This window comes from Bacillus carboniphilus (genome assembly GCF_039522365.1).
GTDB classification, from domain to species: Bacteria; Bacillota; Bacilli; order Bacillales; family JC228; genus Bacillus_BF; species Bacillus_BF carboniphilus.
Genome location: NZ_BAAADJ010000014.1, coordinates 117383 through 132777 on the forward strand (window position 1 = coordinate 117383; position 15395 = coordinate 132777).

At 39.1% G+C, this 15395-nt stretch carries 20 protein-coding genes; all 20 read left to right on the forward strand.

Annotated features, from left to right (window positions below; translation table 11 throughout):
- Positions 1-122 precede the first annotated feature (122 nt).
- The 20 genes from moaC to ABDZ91_RS07260 all read left to right on the forward strand — a co-directional run bounded on the left by moaC (position 123) and on the right by ABDZ91_RS07260 (position 15363).
- Positions 123-641 (forward strand): cyclic pyranopterin monophosphate synthase MoaC, encoded by a 519-nt coding sequence (gene moaC, locus ABDZ91_RS07165; RefSeq protein WP_343797627.1) that lies wholly within the window; start codon positions 123-125, stop codon positions 639-641.
- On the forward strand, positions 629-1108 hold the full coding sequence (locus ABDZ91_RS07170) for a MogA/MoaB family molybdenum cofactor biosynthesis protein (protein WP_343797629.1): 480 nt from the start codon (positions 629-631) through the stop codon (positions 1106-1108). Before moaC ends, ABDZ91_RS07170 begins: the two co-directional genes overlap by 13 nt.
- A gap of 30 nt (positions 1109-1138) precedes the next feature.
- Positions 1139-2377, forward strand: a complete 1239-nt coding sequence (locus tag ABDZ91_RS07175; RefSeq protein WP_343797631.1) for a molybdopterin molybdotransferase MoeA — start codon at positions 1139-1141, stop codon at positions 2375-2377.
- Positions 2378-2389: 12 nt separating this feature from the next.
- Entirely contained in the window at positions 2390-2857 is a 468-nt protein-coding gene (locus ABDZ91_RS07180) for a molybdenum cofactor biosynthesis protein MoaE (protein WP_343797633.1), read from the forward strand.
- Positions 2851-3084, forward strand: a complete 234-nt coding sequence (locus ABDZ91_RS07185) for a MoaD/ThiS family protein (protein ID WP_343797634.1) — start codon at positions 2851-2853, stop codon at positions 3082-3084. The genes ABDZ91_RS07180 and ABDZ91_RS07185 overlap by 7 nt, the downstream gene beginning before the upstream one ends.
- Positions 3085-3117: 33 nt before the next feature.
- Positions 3118-4143: a ThiF family adenylyltransferase gene (locus ABDZ91_RS07190; protein WP_343797636.1), complete on the forward strand. Its 1026-nt coding sequence runs from the start codon at positions 3118-3120 to the stop codon at positions 4141-4143.
- A 42-nt stretch (positions 4144-4185) separates the two neighbouring features.
- Positions 4186-5217 carry a GTP 3',8-cyclase MoaA gene (gene moaA / locus ABDZ91_RS07195; RefSeq protein WP_343797637.1) on the forward strand — a complete coding sequence of 344 codons (1032 nt, stop codon included), beginning with the start codon at positions 4186-4188 and terminating at the stop codon, positions 5215-5217.
- An 11-nt stretch (positions 5218-5228) separates the two neighbouring features.
- On the forward strand, positions 5229-5993 hold the full coding sequence (gene modA, locus ABDZ91_RS07200; RefSeq protein ID WP_343797638.1) for a molybdate ABC transporter substrate-binding protein: 765 nt from the start codon (positions 5229-5231) through the stop codon (positions 5991-5993).
- 11 nt (positions 5994-6004) lie between these two features.
- Positions 6005-6661, forward strand: coding sequence for a molybdate ABC transporter permease subunit (modB, locus tag ABDZ91_RS07205; protein WP_343797640.1), 657 nt, complete (start codon positions 6005-6007; stop codon positions 6659-6661).
- Between the two features lie 57 nt (positions 6662-6718).
- A complete protein-coding gene (gene mobA, locus ABDZ91_RS07210) occupies positions 6719-7324 on the forward strand; it encodes a molybdenum cofactor guanylyltransferase (RefSeq protein ID WP_343797642.1) in 606 nt (201 codons plus the stop codon).
- On the forward strand, positions 7321-7833 hold the full coding sequence (gene mobB, locus ABDZ91_RS07215; RefSeq protein WP_343797644.1) for a molybdopterin-guanine dinucleotide biosynthesis protein B: 513 nt from the start codon (positions 7321-7323) through the stop codon (positions 7831-7833). Before mobA ends, mobB begins: the two co-directional genes overlap by 4 nt.
- A gap of 204 nt (positions 7834-8037) precedes the next feature.
- Positions 8038-9123, forward strand: coding sequence for a hypothetical protein (locus ABDZ91_RS07220; protein ID WP_343797646.1), 1086 nt, complete (start codon positions 8038-8040; stop codon positions 9121-9123).
- Positions 9110-11290, forward strand: a complete 2181-nt coding sequence (locus ABDZ91_RS07225) for a molybdopterin oxidoreductase family protein (protein ID WP_343797648.1) — start codon at positions 9110-9112, stop codon at positions 11288-11290. Before ABDZ91_RS07220 ends, ABDZ91_RS07225 begins: the two co-directional genes overlap by 14 nt.
- Positions 11290-11850, forward strand: coding sequence for a 4Fe-4S dicluster domain-containing protein (locus ABDZ91_RS07230; protein WP_343797650.1), 561 nt, complete (start codon positions 11290-11292; stop codon positions 11848-11850). The genes ABDZ91_RS07225 and ABDZ91_RS07230 overlap by 1 nt, the downstream gene beginning before the upstream one ends.
- A 37-nt stretch (positions 11851-11887) precedes the next feature.
- Entirely contained in the window at positions 11888-12409 is a 522-nt protein-coding gene (locus tag ABDZ91_RS07235; protein ID WP_343797652.1) for a Rieske (2Fe-2S) protein, read from the forward strand.
- Positions 12399-12605, forward strand: coding sequence for a hypothetical protein (locus tag ABDZ91_RS07240; protein ID WP_343797653.1), 207 nt, complete (start codon positions 12399-12401; stop codon positions 12603-12605). Before ABDZ91_RS07235 ends, ABDZ91_RS07240 begins: the two co-directional genes overlap by 11 nt.
- Positions 12602-12907, forward strand: a complete 306-nt coding sequence (locus ABDZ91_RS07245) for a hypothetical protein (protein WP_343797654.1) — start codon at positions 12602-12604, stop codon at positions 12905-12907. Before ABDZ91_RS07240 ends, ABDZ91_RS07245 begins: the two co-directional genes overlap by 4 nt.
- Positions 12897-13172: a hypothetical protein gene (locus ABDZ91_RS07250; protein WP_343797656.1), complete on the forward strand. Its 276-nt coding sequence runs from the start codon at positions 12897-12899 to the stop codon at positions 13170-13172. Before ABDZ91_RS07245 ends, ABDZ91_RS07250 begins: the two co-directional genes overlap by 11 nt.
- A 5-nt stretch (positions 13173-13177) precedes the next feature.
- Complete coding sequence (locus ABDZ91_RS07255; RefSeq protein WP_343797658.1) at positions 13178-14689, forward strand: nitrate/nitrite transporter; 1512 nt, start codon at positions 13178-13180, stop codon at positions 14687-14689.
- A gap of 20 nt (positions 14690-14709) precedes the next feature.
- Positions 14710-15363, forward strand: a complete 654-nt coding sequence (locus tag ABDZ91_RS07260; protein WP_343797660.1) for a sensor histidine kinase — start codon at positions 14710-14712, stop codon at positions 15361-15363.
- The last annotated feature ends 32 nt before the right edge of the window (positions 15364-15395 follow it).

Consider the following 15395-nt stretch of genomic DNA (forward strand, 5'->3'; position numbering starts at 1 on the left):
CATAGATAAAACAAGAGGGGTTATTTCATCATGAAACAAACTGTGTGATAAATGTCACATCTTAATATAAGCTTCATTTCTATAATGGGGATTACGTAGACAAGGGAAATGATGAGGTGATTATGTTGAGCAGTGAATGGGGTCATTTTAATGAACAAATGCGAGCCAAAATGATAGATGTAACAGATAAAAGGATAACAGATCGAGTGGCTGTTGCTAAAAGTCATATTACGATGTCAATAGATACGATGGCTAAAATAAAGAATCATCAGATTGGAAAAGGCGATGTATTAGGGGTGGCACAAATTGCTGGTGTGATGGCAGCCAAAAAGACATCCGAATGGATCCCTATGTGCCACCCACTTGACTTATCTGGAATTGACCTGAAATTTCAAGAGATTTCTGAGCATGAAATAGAAATTGAAGCAACGGTCAAAACAACAGGGAAAACGGGTGTTGAAATGGAAGCTCTGACTGCAGTAAGTGCCGCTGCTTTAACGATTTATGATATGTGTAAAGCTATCGACAAAGATATGGTGATTGGACCGACCTATTTGCAGAGTAAAACTGGTGGTAAAAGTGGTAAGTATGTTAGAAAGCTCACACCTGAAACGAATGGAGCTTCCATATGTGGAGAGTAGCCATTGTCACCATAAGTGATAAAGGTTCCAAAGGAGAAAGAAAAGATGAAAGTGGCCCTCTCTTAGCACAGTTAGCTAAGGAAATCAGAGGAGATATTGTTTCAACTCTAATTATCCCAGATGATTTCAACCAAATAGAAGAAAGTCTAATTTCATTAGCAGATCATTCGAAGTGCGACCTTATCTTAACGACAGGTGGAACTGGATTGGCAGAGCGAGATATAACGCCAGAAGCAACGAAAACAGTTATTGAAAGGGAGGTTCCTGGTATTCCTGAAGCAATGCGGATGGTCGCCTTTCCTAGAACGAATTTTTCTATCCTTTCTCGTGCCGTTGCAGGGATTAGAGGAAAAACGCTCATCATTAACTTTCCAGGAAGTACGAAAGCTGTGAAAGAATGCTTTTCAATTATAAAGCCTATACTTCCTCATAGTCTGGATTTATTAAGGGGAAAGACAAAGCATTAAATCAAGATGAACAATTGGGGGAAACAAACCATGAGATTTAACCGACAACCCATAACGGTTGAAGATGCACAAAGAAAAATCGTTCCATTCATACAACCAAAAGAAGCAGAATGGGTGAGCCTTATAGATAGTGAGGGACGACGACTAGCTGAATCAATAGACGCTCCTCATCCTGTGCCAAACTTTAGACGTTCAGGAATGGATGGTTTTGCTGTTTGCTCTAAGGATACAATAGCAGGTCAGCGAATGCAGCTTTTAGTGGTGGAAGAAATCGCATGTGGTGATGTAGCATCTAAAACGGTTGTTCAGGGGACATGTTCTCGAATTATGACAGGTGCTGCTCTTCCGGAAGGGGCAGATGCTGTCATTAAATTAGAAGATACCGAAACGGTCATTGATGGACAGCAAACCTATACCGTAATAAAGAAAGCTGTTTCCAAAGGTGAGAACGTAACCGAAAGAGGGGCTGAAATTAAAGAAGGTACACCAATATTAGAGGTTGGAAGAAGAGTGGGAGTTGGTGAGCAAGCCTTGCTTGCCACTTTTGGTTTTCCAAAGGTCAGGGTGTTCAAGCAACCAACTGTCGCTATCCTCTCAACGGGTTCTGAACTCCTTCAAGTCGATGAGGAGTTACAGCCAGGAAAAATTCGTAATAGTAATAGCTACATGCTTGCTGTTCAGGTGAAAAATGCGGGAGCTAAGGTGGTTGTAATGGATCAAGTTCCCGATGAAATCAGCGTTGCAAAAGAAAAAATTTTAAAAGCATTTGAAAAAGTCGATGTTGTCATCACGACCGGTGGTGTTTCGGTTGGCGATTACGACATATTAGTGGATATCTTCCGTAATTGGGATGGAGAAATGCTTTTTAATAAATTAAAAATGCGTCCAGGAAGTCCAACTACAGTTGGTGTTCGAAACAACCAATTTTTATTTGCTCTATCCGGAAACCCAGGTGCTTGTTTTGCTGGATTTGAATTATTTGTACGACCAGTCTTGTGGGGGATGCAAGGAAAGCCAGATTACTACTTACCAGAATTTAAGGCTTATCTCGCAGTTGATTTTCAAAATATGGGGTCATTTCCCCGATTTGTTCGAGGAGAAGTTTGGGTTGAAGATGGAAAGGTCTACGTTTCACCGATTGGTGTTGACCAGTCAAGTGTCGTCGTTTCAATCAAAGATACCGAAGTTCTGATCAAGATTCCTCCTGGAAAAATAGAGTTGAAGTCCGGTCAATTGGTTGACGTTATGAAATTGAATGTACACGAGTAAGAGGTGATTAACATGAAAGGCCATTTTAACATAACTGAGGAACCGATTCAGATTGAATCGGTCGTTCGTCAAGTCATACATCCGAATGCAGGAGCAGTTAATACATTTATCGGGACAGTTAGAGAACTCACTCATGGGAAAAAGACGCTTTATTTACAATATGAAGCCTACGTCACAATGGCTGAAAAAAAATTAGGTGAAATTGGCGACGAAATAAAGAAAAAATACCCCGATAGTAGGGTAGCCATAACACATAGAATTGGAAGGTTAGAAATTACGGATATTGCTGTTGTCATAGCAGTTTCTACTCCCCACCGAGCTGAATCCTATGAAGCAAGTCGGTATGCAATAGAACGATTAAAAGAAATTGTCCCCATTTGGAAAAAAGAGCATTGGGAAGATGGAGAGAAGTGGATTGGAAATCAAAAAGAAACGGTTGCGTACGTTAGTGGGGAACCAAGAGGTGAGATAGAGTGGTAGAGTTATTATTTTTTGCAAATCTAAAAGAGAAGCTTGGAACTGGGACCATTCAATGGATGGAGACGCCCATTACTGTATCTGAATTAAAAAAACAGCTAGAAACCCAATACTCCCTTACGAACTTGGATTCTGTCATGATTGCAATCAATGCAGAGTTTGCAGAAAACCATGAAATCATCAAATCTGGTGACCAAGTTGCTTTCATAGAACCAGTAAGTGGTGGATGAGTGAACATCAAGTCAGGAAGGAATGGATGAAAGGTGAGTCAACGTTATTCAAGGCAGATTCTATTTAAACCCATTGGAGAAGACGGACAACAGAGGCTCATGGAAAGTAGTGTTTTAATTGTGGGAGCGGGAGCATTAGGAACCTCAACTGCAGAGATGCTTGTTCGTGCAGGGGTTGGTCATATAACCATCGTTGACCGAGACTATGTGGAATGGAGTAATCTTCAACGCCAACAACTCTATACCGAACGAGATGCAGCTCAAGGGACACCCAAAGCAACAGCCGCGTTGAAAGCCTTGTCCTGTATAAATAGTGAAGTTAAGTTAAAAAGCCATGTTGGAGACTTTGTTGACTTTATCTCTCATCAATCTATTGAGAATTACAATCTAATGATAGATGCCACTGATAATTTTGAAACGAGGTTTATTCTTAACGACTTGTCTCATCGATATAATATTCCTTGGATTTATGGTGGGGCTGTGGGAAGTACGGGAACTACATACACTGTCATTCCAGGGGAAACACCGTGCCTTTCCTGTTTGGTCAAATCAATCCCTGTCATGAATCAAACGTGTGATACGGTAGGGGTGATTCCACCAACGATTCAATGGGTGACGTCCAATCAAGTAACAGAGGCATTAAAATGGTTAACTGGCCATAGACAAAAAATGCGAACATCCCTTTTATATGCCGATTTGTGGGACTGTCAGTTTACTTCAATCAACGTGAATAAAGCTAAAAAAACAAACTGCCCTACTTGTGGTGATAACCCGACATTCCCGTATCTAGAAAAGAGTTCATATTCGCACATCCATATATTATGTGGAAGGGATACGGTTCAAATCAGACCGAAAGAAGGCCAAACCTTTAATAAAGATGAAGTCTTAAAAAGGCTTTTAGAGGTATCCAATAAAGTGAAGTCTAATGATCTATTGATTCATGCTCATTTAGATGAGAATCGAAGAATTGTTGTTTTTGAGGATGGAAGAGTCCTGCTGCATGGAATGTCTACTATTGCAGAAGCACAAGCCACGTATGATCGATACGTTCGTTGTTAAAGCGTCATTCTCGAATAGAGAAAAAGATAAAGGAGTGGGAATATGCAAGGGGAAAACCATAAGGCAGTCGTGGATCAATTAAAACGCCCGCTTCAAGACTTGCGAATTTCTGTAACGGACCGTTGTAATTTTCGATGCGTGTATTGTATGCCATCTGAGATTTTTGGACCTGACTATCCGTTTTTAAAAGAGAAAATGTTACTTAATAATCAAGAAATCGTACAGGTTGCGAAGTCGTTTTCACAGTTAGGCGTTAACAAAATAAGAATTACAGGTGGAGAACCCCTGATGAGGAAAGACCTAACACAACTTGTTGGTGCCCTTTCCAAAATCGAGGGTATAACAGATATAGCGATGACCACTAATGGAAGTTTATTAAGAAGTAAGGCAAAAGAATTAAAGATGAGTGGTCTAAATCGGGTGACCGTAAGCCTCGATTCTTTAAATGATGAAACATTTGGCCAAATCAATGGAAGAGGCTTCAAAGTTCAAACTGTCTTAAAGGGGATAGAGGCTGCCAAAGAAGCTGGTTTAGAAGTGAAGGTAAATATGCTTGTTAAACGTGGAGTAAATGAAGACGAGGTCATCCCAATGGCTCGGTACTTCCAGGGGAGTGGCCATGTCCTACGCTTTATAGAATTCATGGATGTAGGAAACACAAATGGTTGGAAAATGGATGATGTTGTTACAAGGAAGCAAATTCTCAACCTTCTGCAACAGGAATTTTCACTAAAACCTATAGACGCTAATTACTTTGGAGAGGTAGCCACAAGGTATGTAAATGAAGATACCGGAGATGAAATAGGAATTATTTCTTCTATTTCTGGGCCATTTTGTTCTTCATGTACCCGTGCAAGGCTTTCCGCAGATGGGAAGATTTATACGTGTTTATTTGCCACAAAAGGGACAGATTTAAGAGGGCCAATGCGTAACGGTGCAACGGAAGCTGATATTTTAAAAATAATAGAGCAAACCTGGGAAAATAGGGTCGATCAGTATTCGGCGTTAAGAACGAAAGAGACTGTTGCTGCTAGAAGTAAAGAAAAAATCGAGATGTCTTATATCGGTGGATAGAGGGTTTGACGGTGAAGGAATTGATAGGAAACAAGTCATTTCGTCTAATAAGTAGTGTACTCGTTATAGTCCTTGTAGGATGGGTGTTTTTTTTAAATAGAGAGTCTAGTCCTAAGAAAGTTGAACTCTATATAATGGCAGCTGCTAGCTTAACAGATGTGATCTCTGAAATTGAACAGAAATATGAGAAGAAAAACAACGAAGTAGATGTCATTACTATCTTTGCTTCCTCTGGTAAGCTTCAGAAACAAATTGAGCAGGGTGCGCCAGCTGACCTATTTATATCTGCTGGTAGGAAGCAAATGAAGGAGTTAGAGGAGAAAAGATATATAGAAGAAAGTACTTCTCTACTAGAAAACAAATTAGTATTGATTTCTAAAAATGATATGACGATAAAAGATCTTAAAAGTCCCGATATTGCCCATATCGCTATTGGGAATCCAGAAACAGTACCAGCAGGTGAATATGCGAAACAATTTTTATTGAAAGAAGGACTTATGCCCCAGCTTAATTCTAAGTTTGTCCTTGCTGGTGATGTGAGACAAGTCGTTACCTATGTGGAAACAGGTAATACAGAAGTTGGATTTGTCTATAAAACAGATGTAAAAAGTAGCAGCGATTTAGACGTTGAAATTTTGAACACACCAACCTCAATTGAATACCCCATGGGTCTCATAAAGGGTCATCAATTTGAAACTCAGGAATTTTATAATTGGCTTCAAGGAGAAGAAGCTGAAGACATTTTTAAGCAGTATGGCTTTGTAACTGATAACTAGGATGGTAGAAAATGAACCAGTATGATTTTTGGTCCCCGATTATTGTGTCTCTACAAGTTACATTGGTGGCAAGTATAGTAGCTTTTATTTTAGCGTTATTTGCTTCTTGGATGATGAGGATTTATAGATTTCGAAGTAAGTCTATTGTAGAAACCATCATATTATTACCACTAGTTTTGCCTCCATCCGTTGTTGGGTTTGGGTTACTCGTATTATTCGGCCGGAACAGTTGGGTTGGAAGGGGATTTGAATGGTTATTTCATCAACCCATTATATTTACAAAGGGGGCTGCTGTACTCGCTGCGGTTGTGGTTGCATTTCCACTAATTTATATGTCAATTAAAACAGGGTTTGATTCGATTGATTCAGAATATGAAGATGCCGCACGCTCAATGGGTGCTAATGAATGGAGTGTATTTAAATTTGTTTCTATCCCCTTAGCTTGGAGATCACTCCTAACTGGATATATTCTGGGATTTGCTCGAGGAATAGGTGAATTTGGTGCGACTCTAATGTTTGCTGGAAATATACCTGGAAAAACACAAACCATCCCAACTGCGATATATGTAGCGGTCGAATCAGGGAATATGACGCATGCCTATTATTGGGTCCTAACCATTGTTTTATTTTCGTTTTTATTACTATTCTGCAGCTTTAGAATGAAATAAAGTGATATGGACTATACTGGTGACAGCTGATACACCATCGTCAAAGGAATGAGAAACATGCTAACAGGTATCATCCTTGCTGGGGGTCAAAACCGGAGAATGGAAGGCAAGTTAAAAGCCTTACTGGAATTCAATAGTGAAAGTATTTTGGAGAGGCAATTGAGGGAAATGTATCGGGTTTGTGACGAAATTATCATTGTTTCAAATCAGCCAGACAGGATTCCGAAAGATGAGAGAATTCACCAAATTGTATCGGATAGAATCCCAGGTAAGGGACCTTTGAGTGGAATGCATGCTGGATTTGAAGCAGCTTCCAACTCCTACATTTGGGTAGTTGCCTGCGATATGCCGCTTATCTCAAACCAGGCAAGTATACTACTGCTTGATGAAATGAAAAAAGAAAATGCTGATGCGGCTATTCCATATATTGAAGATGGACTCCATCCTTTACATGGCGTATATCGAAGAGCTGTTGCTGCTAAAATAGAGTCGTCTCTAAAAAAGTCTGAGTATAAAGTTCAGGCCTTTTTACAGAAAATTCAATGCCAAATCATACCCGAAGAAGTTTTTATCGGAAATAGAATGGAAACCTCATTTGTGACGAATGTAAATACCCCTAGAGAATATAAGAATCTGCTGCAGAAGATGGAGGAATACGGATGAATCATCCATTTGTTTTACAAATCGTAGGATATAAAAATAGGGGGAAAACTACTTTAGTTTGTAAGCTTTTAGAACAGTTAAAAACTCAAGGATATCGTGTGGGTTCAATTAAACACGATGCCCATCAATTTGAAATGGACAAGCCCGGGAAAGATACATGGAAACATAGAGAAGCTGGAGCAGAAACTGTTGCTATTACATCATCCACTCAAACTGCGATCATTATAGAGCGACCATCTTCTGTTCAGGAATTGTTAGAAAAAATGGGACACCTTGACTTTGTATTAGTGGAAGGGTTTAAAAATGGACCATATCCTAAGATTACTATTCTAAAAGAAAAAGCAGATAAGGAGATGCTTCAAGAATTAACGAACGTGATTGGAGTGGCTAGTTGGATTCCGATTGACATAGAGGCAGAGGAGCCAAAGGTATTTCCGATTGATGATATTGAGGGAATATTAAACGTTATCCAAAATGAAGTGAAGGCAGTAAAGAATTTTAAAGGGTAAATGTAGATGAGTGGGTACTGTACATTGTGTATGGTGCCCTTTTTTGTTTTTATCAGGGAAACAACATTTTAATAAATAGGGATTTTCCCACATCAAAATGGGGAAGTTCCCCGATAAAAAAATCACTTTCTTTTTCCTACAATGGATAAAGAAAGTTTTTTATTGAAATCAGTATTTCCTTTAGATCACGAGGAGGATGTTAAGATGCAGCAGGTTATCGAGGAAAATAAAACTAAGAAGTTAGGTAGCTTTGAACGAGCATTCGCATCGAAGTTTGCGAAATCCATGTTTTTATCTTTATTTGGACTTTTTATTCTTTCGCTAATCGGAACGAGAATGTTTACACATATCGATTTAAACTTATACGGATATATGGTCGGAACGTTAGTGTTTTTAGGTGGATTCTTTTATCGCTTTATTTCTTGGGGTGAACGACCACCAACAAAAATCATATTAAAAAAGGGAATAAAGCTTCTCTTTAGAAAGTCAACTCCAAAGACATCGGTAGAGCATTTAGGAACTTATCGTTTTATTTGGAATCGGGGTTTTTACCGTTGGGCACAGCATATGTTCATTGGCTGGGGTTGTATTCTTGCCATTTTAGTTACATTCCCACTTGTATTTGGATGGATGTATTTCACGATGGATGAGAATGGGATGTACACAGTCGTTGCCATGGGGATGGATTTAATTCAGATTAAGGCAGATGGAATCATTGCTTGGTTTTCTTATAATGCTTTAAATATTTCAGCCGTAATGGTTATCACAGGGGTTTGTATGGCTTTATATCGTCGTTTGAAAAATATGCAGGCACGTGCGGAACAAACATTCATTTATGATTTTTTACCACTTTACTTATTACTTCTAGTTAGTATCACAGGTTTATTACTCACTGTTCAAAACGTCTTTTTACATGGATTTGGACAGCCAACGATGTCGTTAATTCATCAGTTTTCTGTGATTGTTACCCTAATCTACTTACCATTTGGAAAACTGGCTCATATTCCATTCCGACCAATGAGTGTTTTTGCGAAAAACTATAGAGAACATTACGGGGAACAGGGAATGAAGGAATGTAAAGTTTGCGGAACTCACTTCGTATCAATCGAACAATCAGATGATGTTAGAGATGTCCTAGGTCAAAATGCAATGAATTTTGATATGAATGATGGTTTTAACTTAGCTGAATTATGCTTACCTTGCCGAAGAAAATATCGAATTTCTAGATTTTCAGGAGTCCCAACACACGAATTCAAAGTAAAAGAGGCGAACCAGAATGCAAAGGGATAAATTTTTTAGAGAAATAGAAAATGTAAGACATCCAAATGAAAAACTCATTAAAACTCATTGTAGCTACTGTGGGATGCAGTGTGGAATGAATTTACGAGTAGACACCACAACAAACAAAATCATTGGTGTAGAACCTCGATATGATTGGCCTGTAACGGTCGGGAAAATGTGTCCGAAAGGCGTCACAGCTTATCAACAAACGAATCATAAAGACCGAATTCTAAAGCCACTTATTCGCGATGATGCGTCTAAAAAGGGAACAAAAGAAGGTTTCCGTGAGGCTTCATGGGAAGCGGCCTACGATTTAATTGCCAAAAACTTTAACAAGCTCCAACAAGAATATGGGAAGGATTCACTCTCTGTTTTCAGTGGTGTATCTATGACGAATGAGAAGTGTTATTTAACAGGGAAGTTTGCAAGAGTTGCACTTCAAACACGATACATCGATTACAATGGTCGTTTTTGTATGTCAAGTGCCGCTGGTGGATTCCTTCGCTCTTTTGGAGTAGACCGAGGCTCCACTTTACCTTGGACCGATATTCACGAAACGGACTGCTTATTTATAGCTGGAAGTAATACGGCAGAGTGCCATCCAACTTCCATGTTCCGTATTTGGGAAGTTCAAAGTAGAGGTGGCTACCTGATCGTCGTCGATCCTAGAGAAACGCCGATAGCCAGAAGAGCAGATCTCCACTTAGATTTAAAACCGGGTACTGACTTAGCGTTAGCAAACGGTATTGTTCATCAACTGATTGAAATGGGCTATATCGACGAAGAGTTCATTAACAAGCATACAAATGGATTTGAAGAAACGAAGGAACTAGTTAAAGATTTTACACCAGAAAATACAAGCGAAATTACGGGAGTTGGCGTAGAAAAAATCATTCGTGCAGCAGAAATCTATGGGAAAGCTCCAAATGCAGTGGTTATGTTCGCTAGAGGGATTGAACAACAGCACAAGGGCGTTGATAACGTTTCTGGATATGTAAACATGGCTCTTGTTACAGGGAAAATTGGTCGTCCTAAATCAGGCGTTGCAACGTTTACAGGACAAGGAAATGGGCAAGGTGGTCGAGAGCACGGACAAAAATCAGATCTACTACCTGGATACAGAAAAATTACAAATCCCGAGCATGTAAAAGAAGTATGTAATGTTTGGGGGATTAGTCCGGAGGAAATGCCTCAAGCGGGTGTTTCAGCCTATGAAATGTTTGAGCTAATGCAGCAAAAGACGATTCGCGGTTTATATCTCTTATGCTCTAATCCAGCTGTATCTGCACCAAATCTAAACTTTGTTCGCTCCGCTTTGAAAGACCTAGATTTCATGGTTTGTTCAGACTTTTATTTATCAGAGTCTGCTGAATTTGCAGATGTCATTCTACCATCTGTTACTTGGTCTGAGGACGAAGGTACTGTAACAAATATTGAAGGACGAATTATAAAGATTAACAAAGCACAGGAACCGTTGGGTGAGTCTAAACCAGACTGGCAGATTCAAGTAGAACTTGCTGAAAAATTAGGAAGAGGCGACTATTTCCGCCACTTAAAAACAGCTAGAGATGTAGCTGATGAATTCCGACTTGCATCCAAAGGTGGGTATGCAGATTACTACGGTGCTACTTGGGAGAAAATCGACAAACAAGATGGAGTGTTCTGGCCATGCCGGGATGATGAAGATCCAGGAACACCTCATATGTTCTTAGATAAGAAGTTCTATCATCCAGATGGAAAAGCGAAAATTTGTGCACTACCTTACCGTCCACCAGCTGAAGAGCCATGTGAGGATTACCCTATTAGATTAACAACAGGACGTGTGGTGTATCACTATTTGTCTGGTAACCAAACTCGTAGAATTCCATTTTTAAAGGATATGTGCCCAGAGCCTTATGTTGAGGTACATCCAGAACTGGCAGAAAAATATGGTATTACTCATGAAGAAAGAGTTCAATTGTTTACACGTAGAGGTAAAGCTGTCTATAAAGTCAAAATTACGGAAGCAATTCGGAAGGATACAGTCTTTGTTCCTTACCATTTTGGACACGATGAATCTATCAACCTTTTAACAATTGCAGCACTAGACCCGATTTCTCGTATGCCTGAATTCAAGGCATGTGCAGCTCAAATTAAAAAACTAGAAACACAACAAGAAGTGAAGGAGGCGCACTAATGGGTAGAAAACTTTATCTCGAATTAGAAAATTGTATTGGATGTCGTTCCTGTCTTGCCGCATGTACGCAATGTGGTGGTCACGACCAAAGAAACCGAAATTATGTACTGGATGTAAATCCGCTCGTCAATAGACAGACAATGCCGTTGATGTGCCTTCACTGTGAAAACCCGGCTTGCGCTAGAAGTTGTCCAGCTCAGGCCATTCAAATTCATGAAACAGGAGCGGTTCTTTCAGCTCTTGTAGAAAAATGTATTGGATGCCAAAACTGTACGATTGCGTGTCCATACGGAATACCAAAGTTTGATGAAGAACAAAACCTCATGTATAAATGTGACCTTTGTATAGATCGTACAAAAGACGATATTCCACCGATGTGTGCGAGTGTTTGTCCTTCCAATACATTGCAATGGTTAACAGAAGAAGAAATAGAAGCAAAGCAAAAACGCCATGATTTAGACAATAACAAATGGGTTACGAGTATGCCTTACCTGGAAGGAAACACAAATGTGAAAGTGAATCTACCAGGTATTCTTCAAGGAACTGAAAAACTATTTTAATGTTTTTCTATCATGATGTAACAAAGGAGTGAGTCAGATGGGGAAAAACGATCAAGTCCCATTTTATGAAGATAACTATACACATAATATAAATCGAAATAATGAGAGAAGCCTAGACCGAAGAGGATTTATGAAGACAATGGTAGGTGCAGCAGGTCTGTTCGCTATTTCAACACTACCATGGGGTGCAGTAGCTGCAAAAGAGCTACTCTCTCTAGGAGATAAAGAGTATCCAAGTAAAGCAATTGTTAAGGTTAGCCATTTACCTGTAGGGGAATCCGTTCAATTTAAATATCCGGGTGATCATGACGATGCGATTTTAATCCGACTTGCAGAAAATGAATATAGAGCTTATCAGAATGCATGTACTCACCTTAGATGCCCTGTGTTCTGGGACAAAAATGAAGGGGATATGATTTGTCCATGTCACCACGGGAAATTTGACGTGAAAACCGGTGCAGCTATTGCTGGACCACCGAGAAGGCCGCTTCCAGAGATAAAAGTAAAAGTAGAAGGTGACACAGTATACGCAACAAGGGTGAAACGTTATGAAGCGTAGTTACCGTGGAGTTTTATTATTACTAATTGTACTAATGCTTAACATCATTATTACTCAAAAGGCAGTTTTCCATTTCTACTATGAAAATTATAGCACTACCATTTTCTTGGCCACTTTGAACGTCATTCTTTTTCCACTAGCTTTATGGATTTATAAAAAAGAAAAGAATCCAGATAAGGGGGTCATAAAAAAATGAAAAGTGAAGTATTTATCGATTTTTGCTTTATTCGCAAGCCGGAAGGGAATTTTAAACAAGTCATTTTGGACTCATTTGCCCAGCTATTTGAAAAATCTCTACACTGGTATGCCAGTGAAAAAATGACTGAAGAAATGGAACTTGTATTAGCAGAGGTTAAGGGAATGGGGAAGTTTCAGTCTGAAGAAGAAGTGATGGATTACTTGGAAGCACATGCGCCAATGGAATTTTGGGGATGGCTACAAGGTTATCAAATAAATGTATATCCGAACACAAAGGGGTGCAAAAGCTGTGGTACCTAGTTCTTTTGAAAAATTAAAAAAATATGTTGAAACCCCTATAGAAGTTTCGATTGAGGGGTTAGATGGGGAGGAAAAGGGTCCTTCTGTACAAAAAAAGCTATCAAAGGTAGCGATGTGTCCTGATGAGACCCATGTACGGATTTATTTCGATCCATTTTATTTTATTGCAATTCCTGTATCAAGTAATGTCCATTGGTCAGGAAACGAATTCAGGGCATTCGATAGTGAACGTGGTTTATTTTATTGCATCAAGAGAGGAGCATAAAAAGGATGAAGCCAAAACTACAGCTATCCTTACAAACATCCAATTTGGTTCTTGGATTTATGATATGGGTTATTATTTCTTCACTGATTCCATTTATTAAGGAAGATATCGTGATGAACCCAGACCAAATAGCATTGGTTACTGCAGTTCCGGTTATATTAGGGTCTTTATTACGAATTCCATTGGGATACTGGGCTAACCAATTCGGTGCTAGAAAGATGTTTTTAATCAGTTTTGTTATTTTAATGTTTCCTGTTTACTATATCAGTGAAGCAAATTCATATTCTGACTTAATTATTGGTGGAATTTTACTAGGCTTAGGTGGAGCGGTATTTTCAATCGGGGTAACATCCTTACCAAAATACTTTCCTAAGGAAAAGCATGGTTTTGTAAATGGAATATATGGAGCGGGGAATATTGGGACCGCTGTTACGACCTTCTCAGCACCGTTTGTTGCGAGCACGCTGGGGTGGTCCATGACCATTAAGATTTACCTTGTGCTTCTAGGAGCATTTATTCTATTAAACTTTTTACTGGGTGACCGTAAGGAAACAAGTGTAAAAACTCCATTAGTTTCACAAATCAAATCAGTGTATCGAAACGAGAAATTGTGGTTCCTATCTCTGTTCTATTTTATTACTTTCGGATCATTTGTGGCATTTACAATTTTCCTACCAAGCTTTTTGGTAGACCACTTTGAGATTAGTAAAGTAGACGCTGGAATTCGAACAGCTGGGTTCATTGGGATTGCGACCTTCTTACGACCTGTAGGAGGATGGATGGGTGATAGATTTAACTCACTCGTTGTACTGATGCTGGTATTTAGCGGTATTACAATTGCAGCAACTATCCTAGCTTTTTCTCCTTCTATTGCAATGTACACTGTAGGCTGCTTGTCCATTGCCGTTTTCGCAGGGATTGGAAATGGGATTATTTTTAAACTTGTCCCTCATTATTTTCAAAAGCAAGCTGGGGTTGTAAATGGGATTGTTTCAGCTATGGGAGGACTGGGGGGATTCTTCCCACCACTCATGTTATCGTTTTTGTTTAGTTTAACAGGACATTTTGCTATTGGGTTCATGGCTCTTTCTGAACTAGCATTGGCAAGTCTTATTATTGTGATTTGGATGTACTATCATGACAAATTGCATTTATCAAAAAATATTATTGAACATACAGTTGAAGGGATTATGATTACTGACAAAAATGGAGTGATTCTGTCAGTGAACCCATCATTTACAAAGGTTACAGGTTTTACAGAAGAAGAGGTGGTTGGTAAAACTCCTAGTCTTTTGAAATCTGGCATTCAAGATCAACATTTCTATCAAAAAATGTGGCAAAGCATTGAGAAAAACGGATGCTGGCAAGGGGAAATTTGGAACCGTCGTAAAAATGGAGAGACATATTTAGAGTGGTTGACAATCAGTGCAATCAAAGATGAGGCGAATGAGGTTAAGTGTTTCGCTGGAATGTTCAGTGATATTACGTCAACACAAAAAAATACAGTAAATCAGTAAGGGCAAAAGGAGTGAGAAGAATGGCACCTAGCTCATTGGATAAAAAAGTAACAAATTATATTATCCAGGCACAGGAAGAAGAAATCAAACGGATTTCAAATGAGCTTCATGAAGGCGTATCTCAAACTCTCTATAGCTTATTTACAGGGCTACAATTTGTTGAAAAGCAACAAGCTGACCCAAAAATTAAACAAATTGTATCAGAAATGGTACAGTTAACAGAGAGAACAATAGAGGAATTAAGATGGGTATCAACGGAGCTTTACCCTGCTTCGTTGGATACCCTTGGAATTGTGGCAGCGATTCGATCTTATTTAAAGGTTTATACCTCCACATTTGGAATAGATGTTGAAGTAAAGACAATGGGCACTGAAAGAGTCCTTTCATCCGAACAGAAAATTGCCCTATTTCGTTCTTGCCAGGAAGCATTAGTTAATAGTGCTAAGTATGCAGATACGAGTAAAGTCTTTATCGATATGAAATGGGAAGATAATAAAATCATGATAATTATTAAAGATGAAGGTGTCGGTTTTTCGATTGAAGAGGTCACTCGTAATCAAGAGTGTTTAGGATTAGCTTCAATTAAACAGAGATTAGAATTGTTATCTGGGACCGCCACTGTACATTCCACCCCCGGAAAGGGAACAATTGTAACATTAGTTTTACCGATTTAAGGATGCAATAGAATAAATTCGGGAGGTACCAA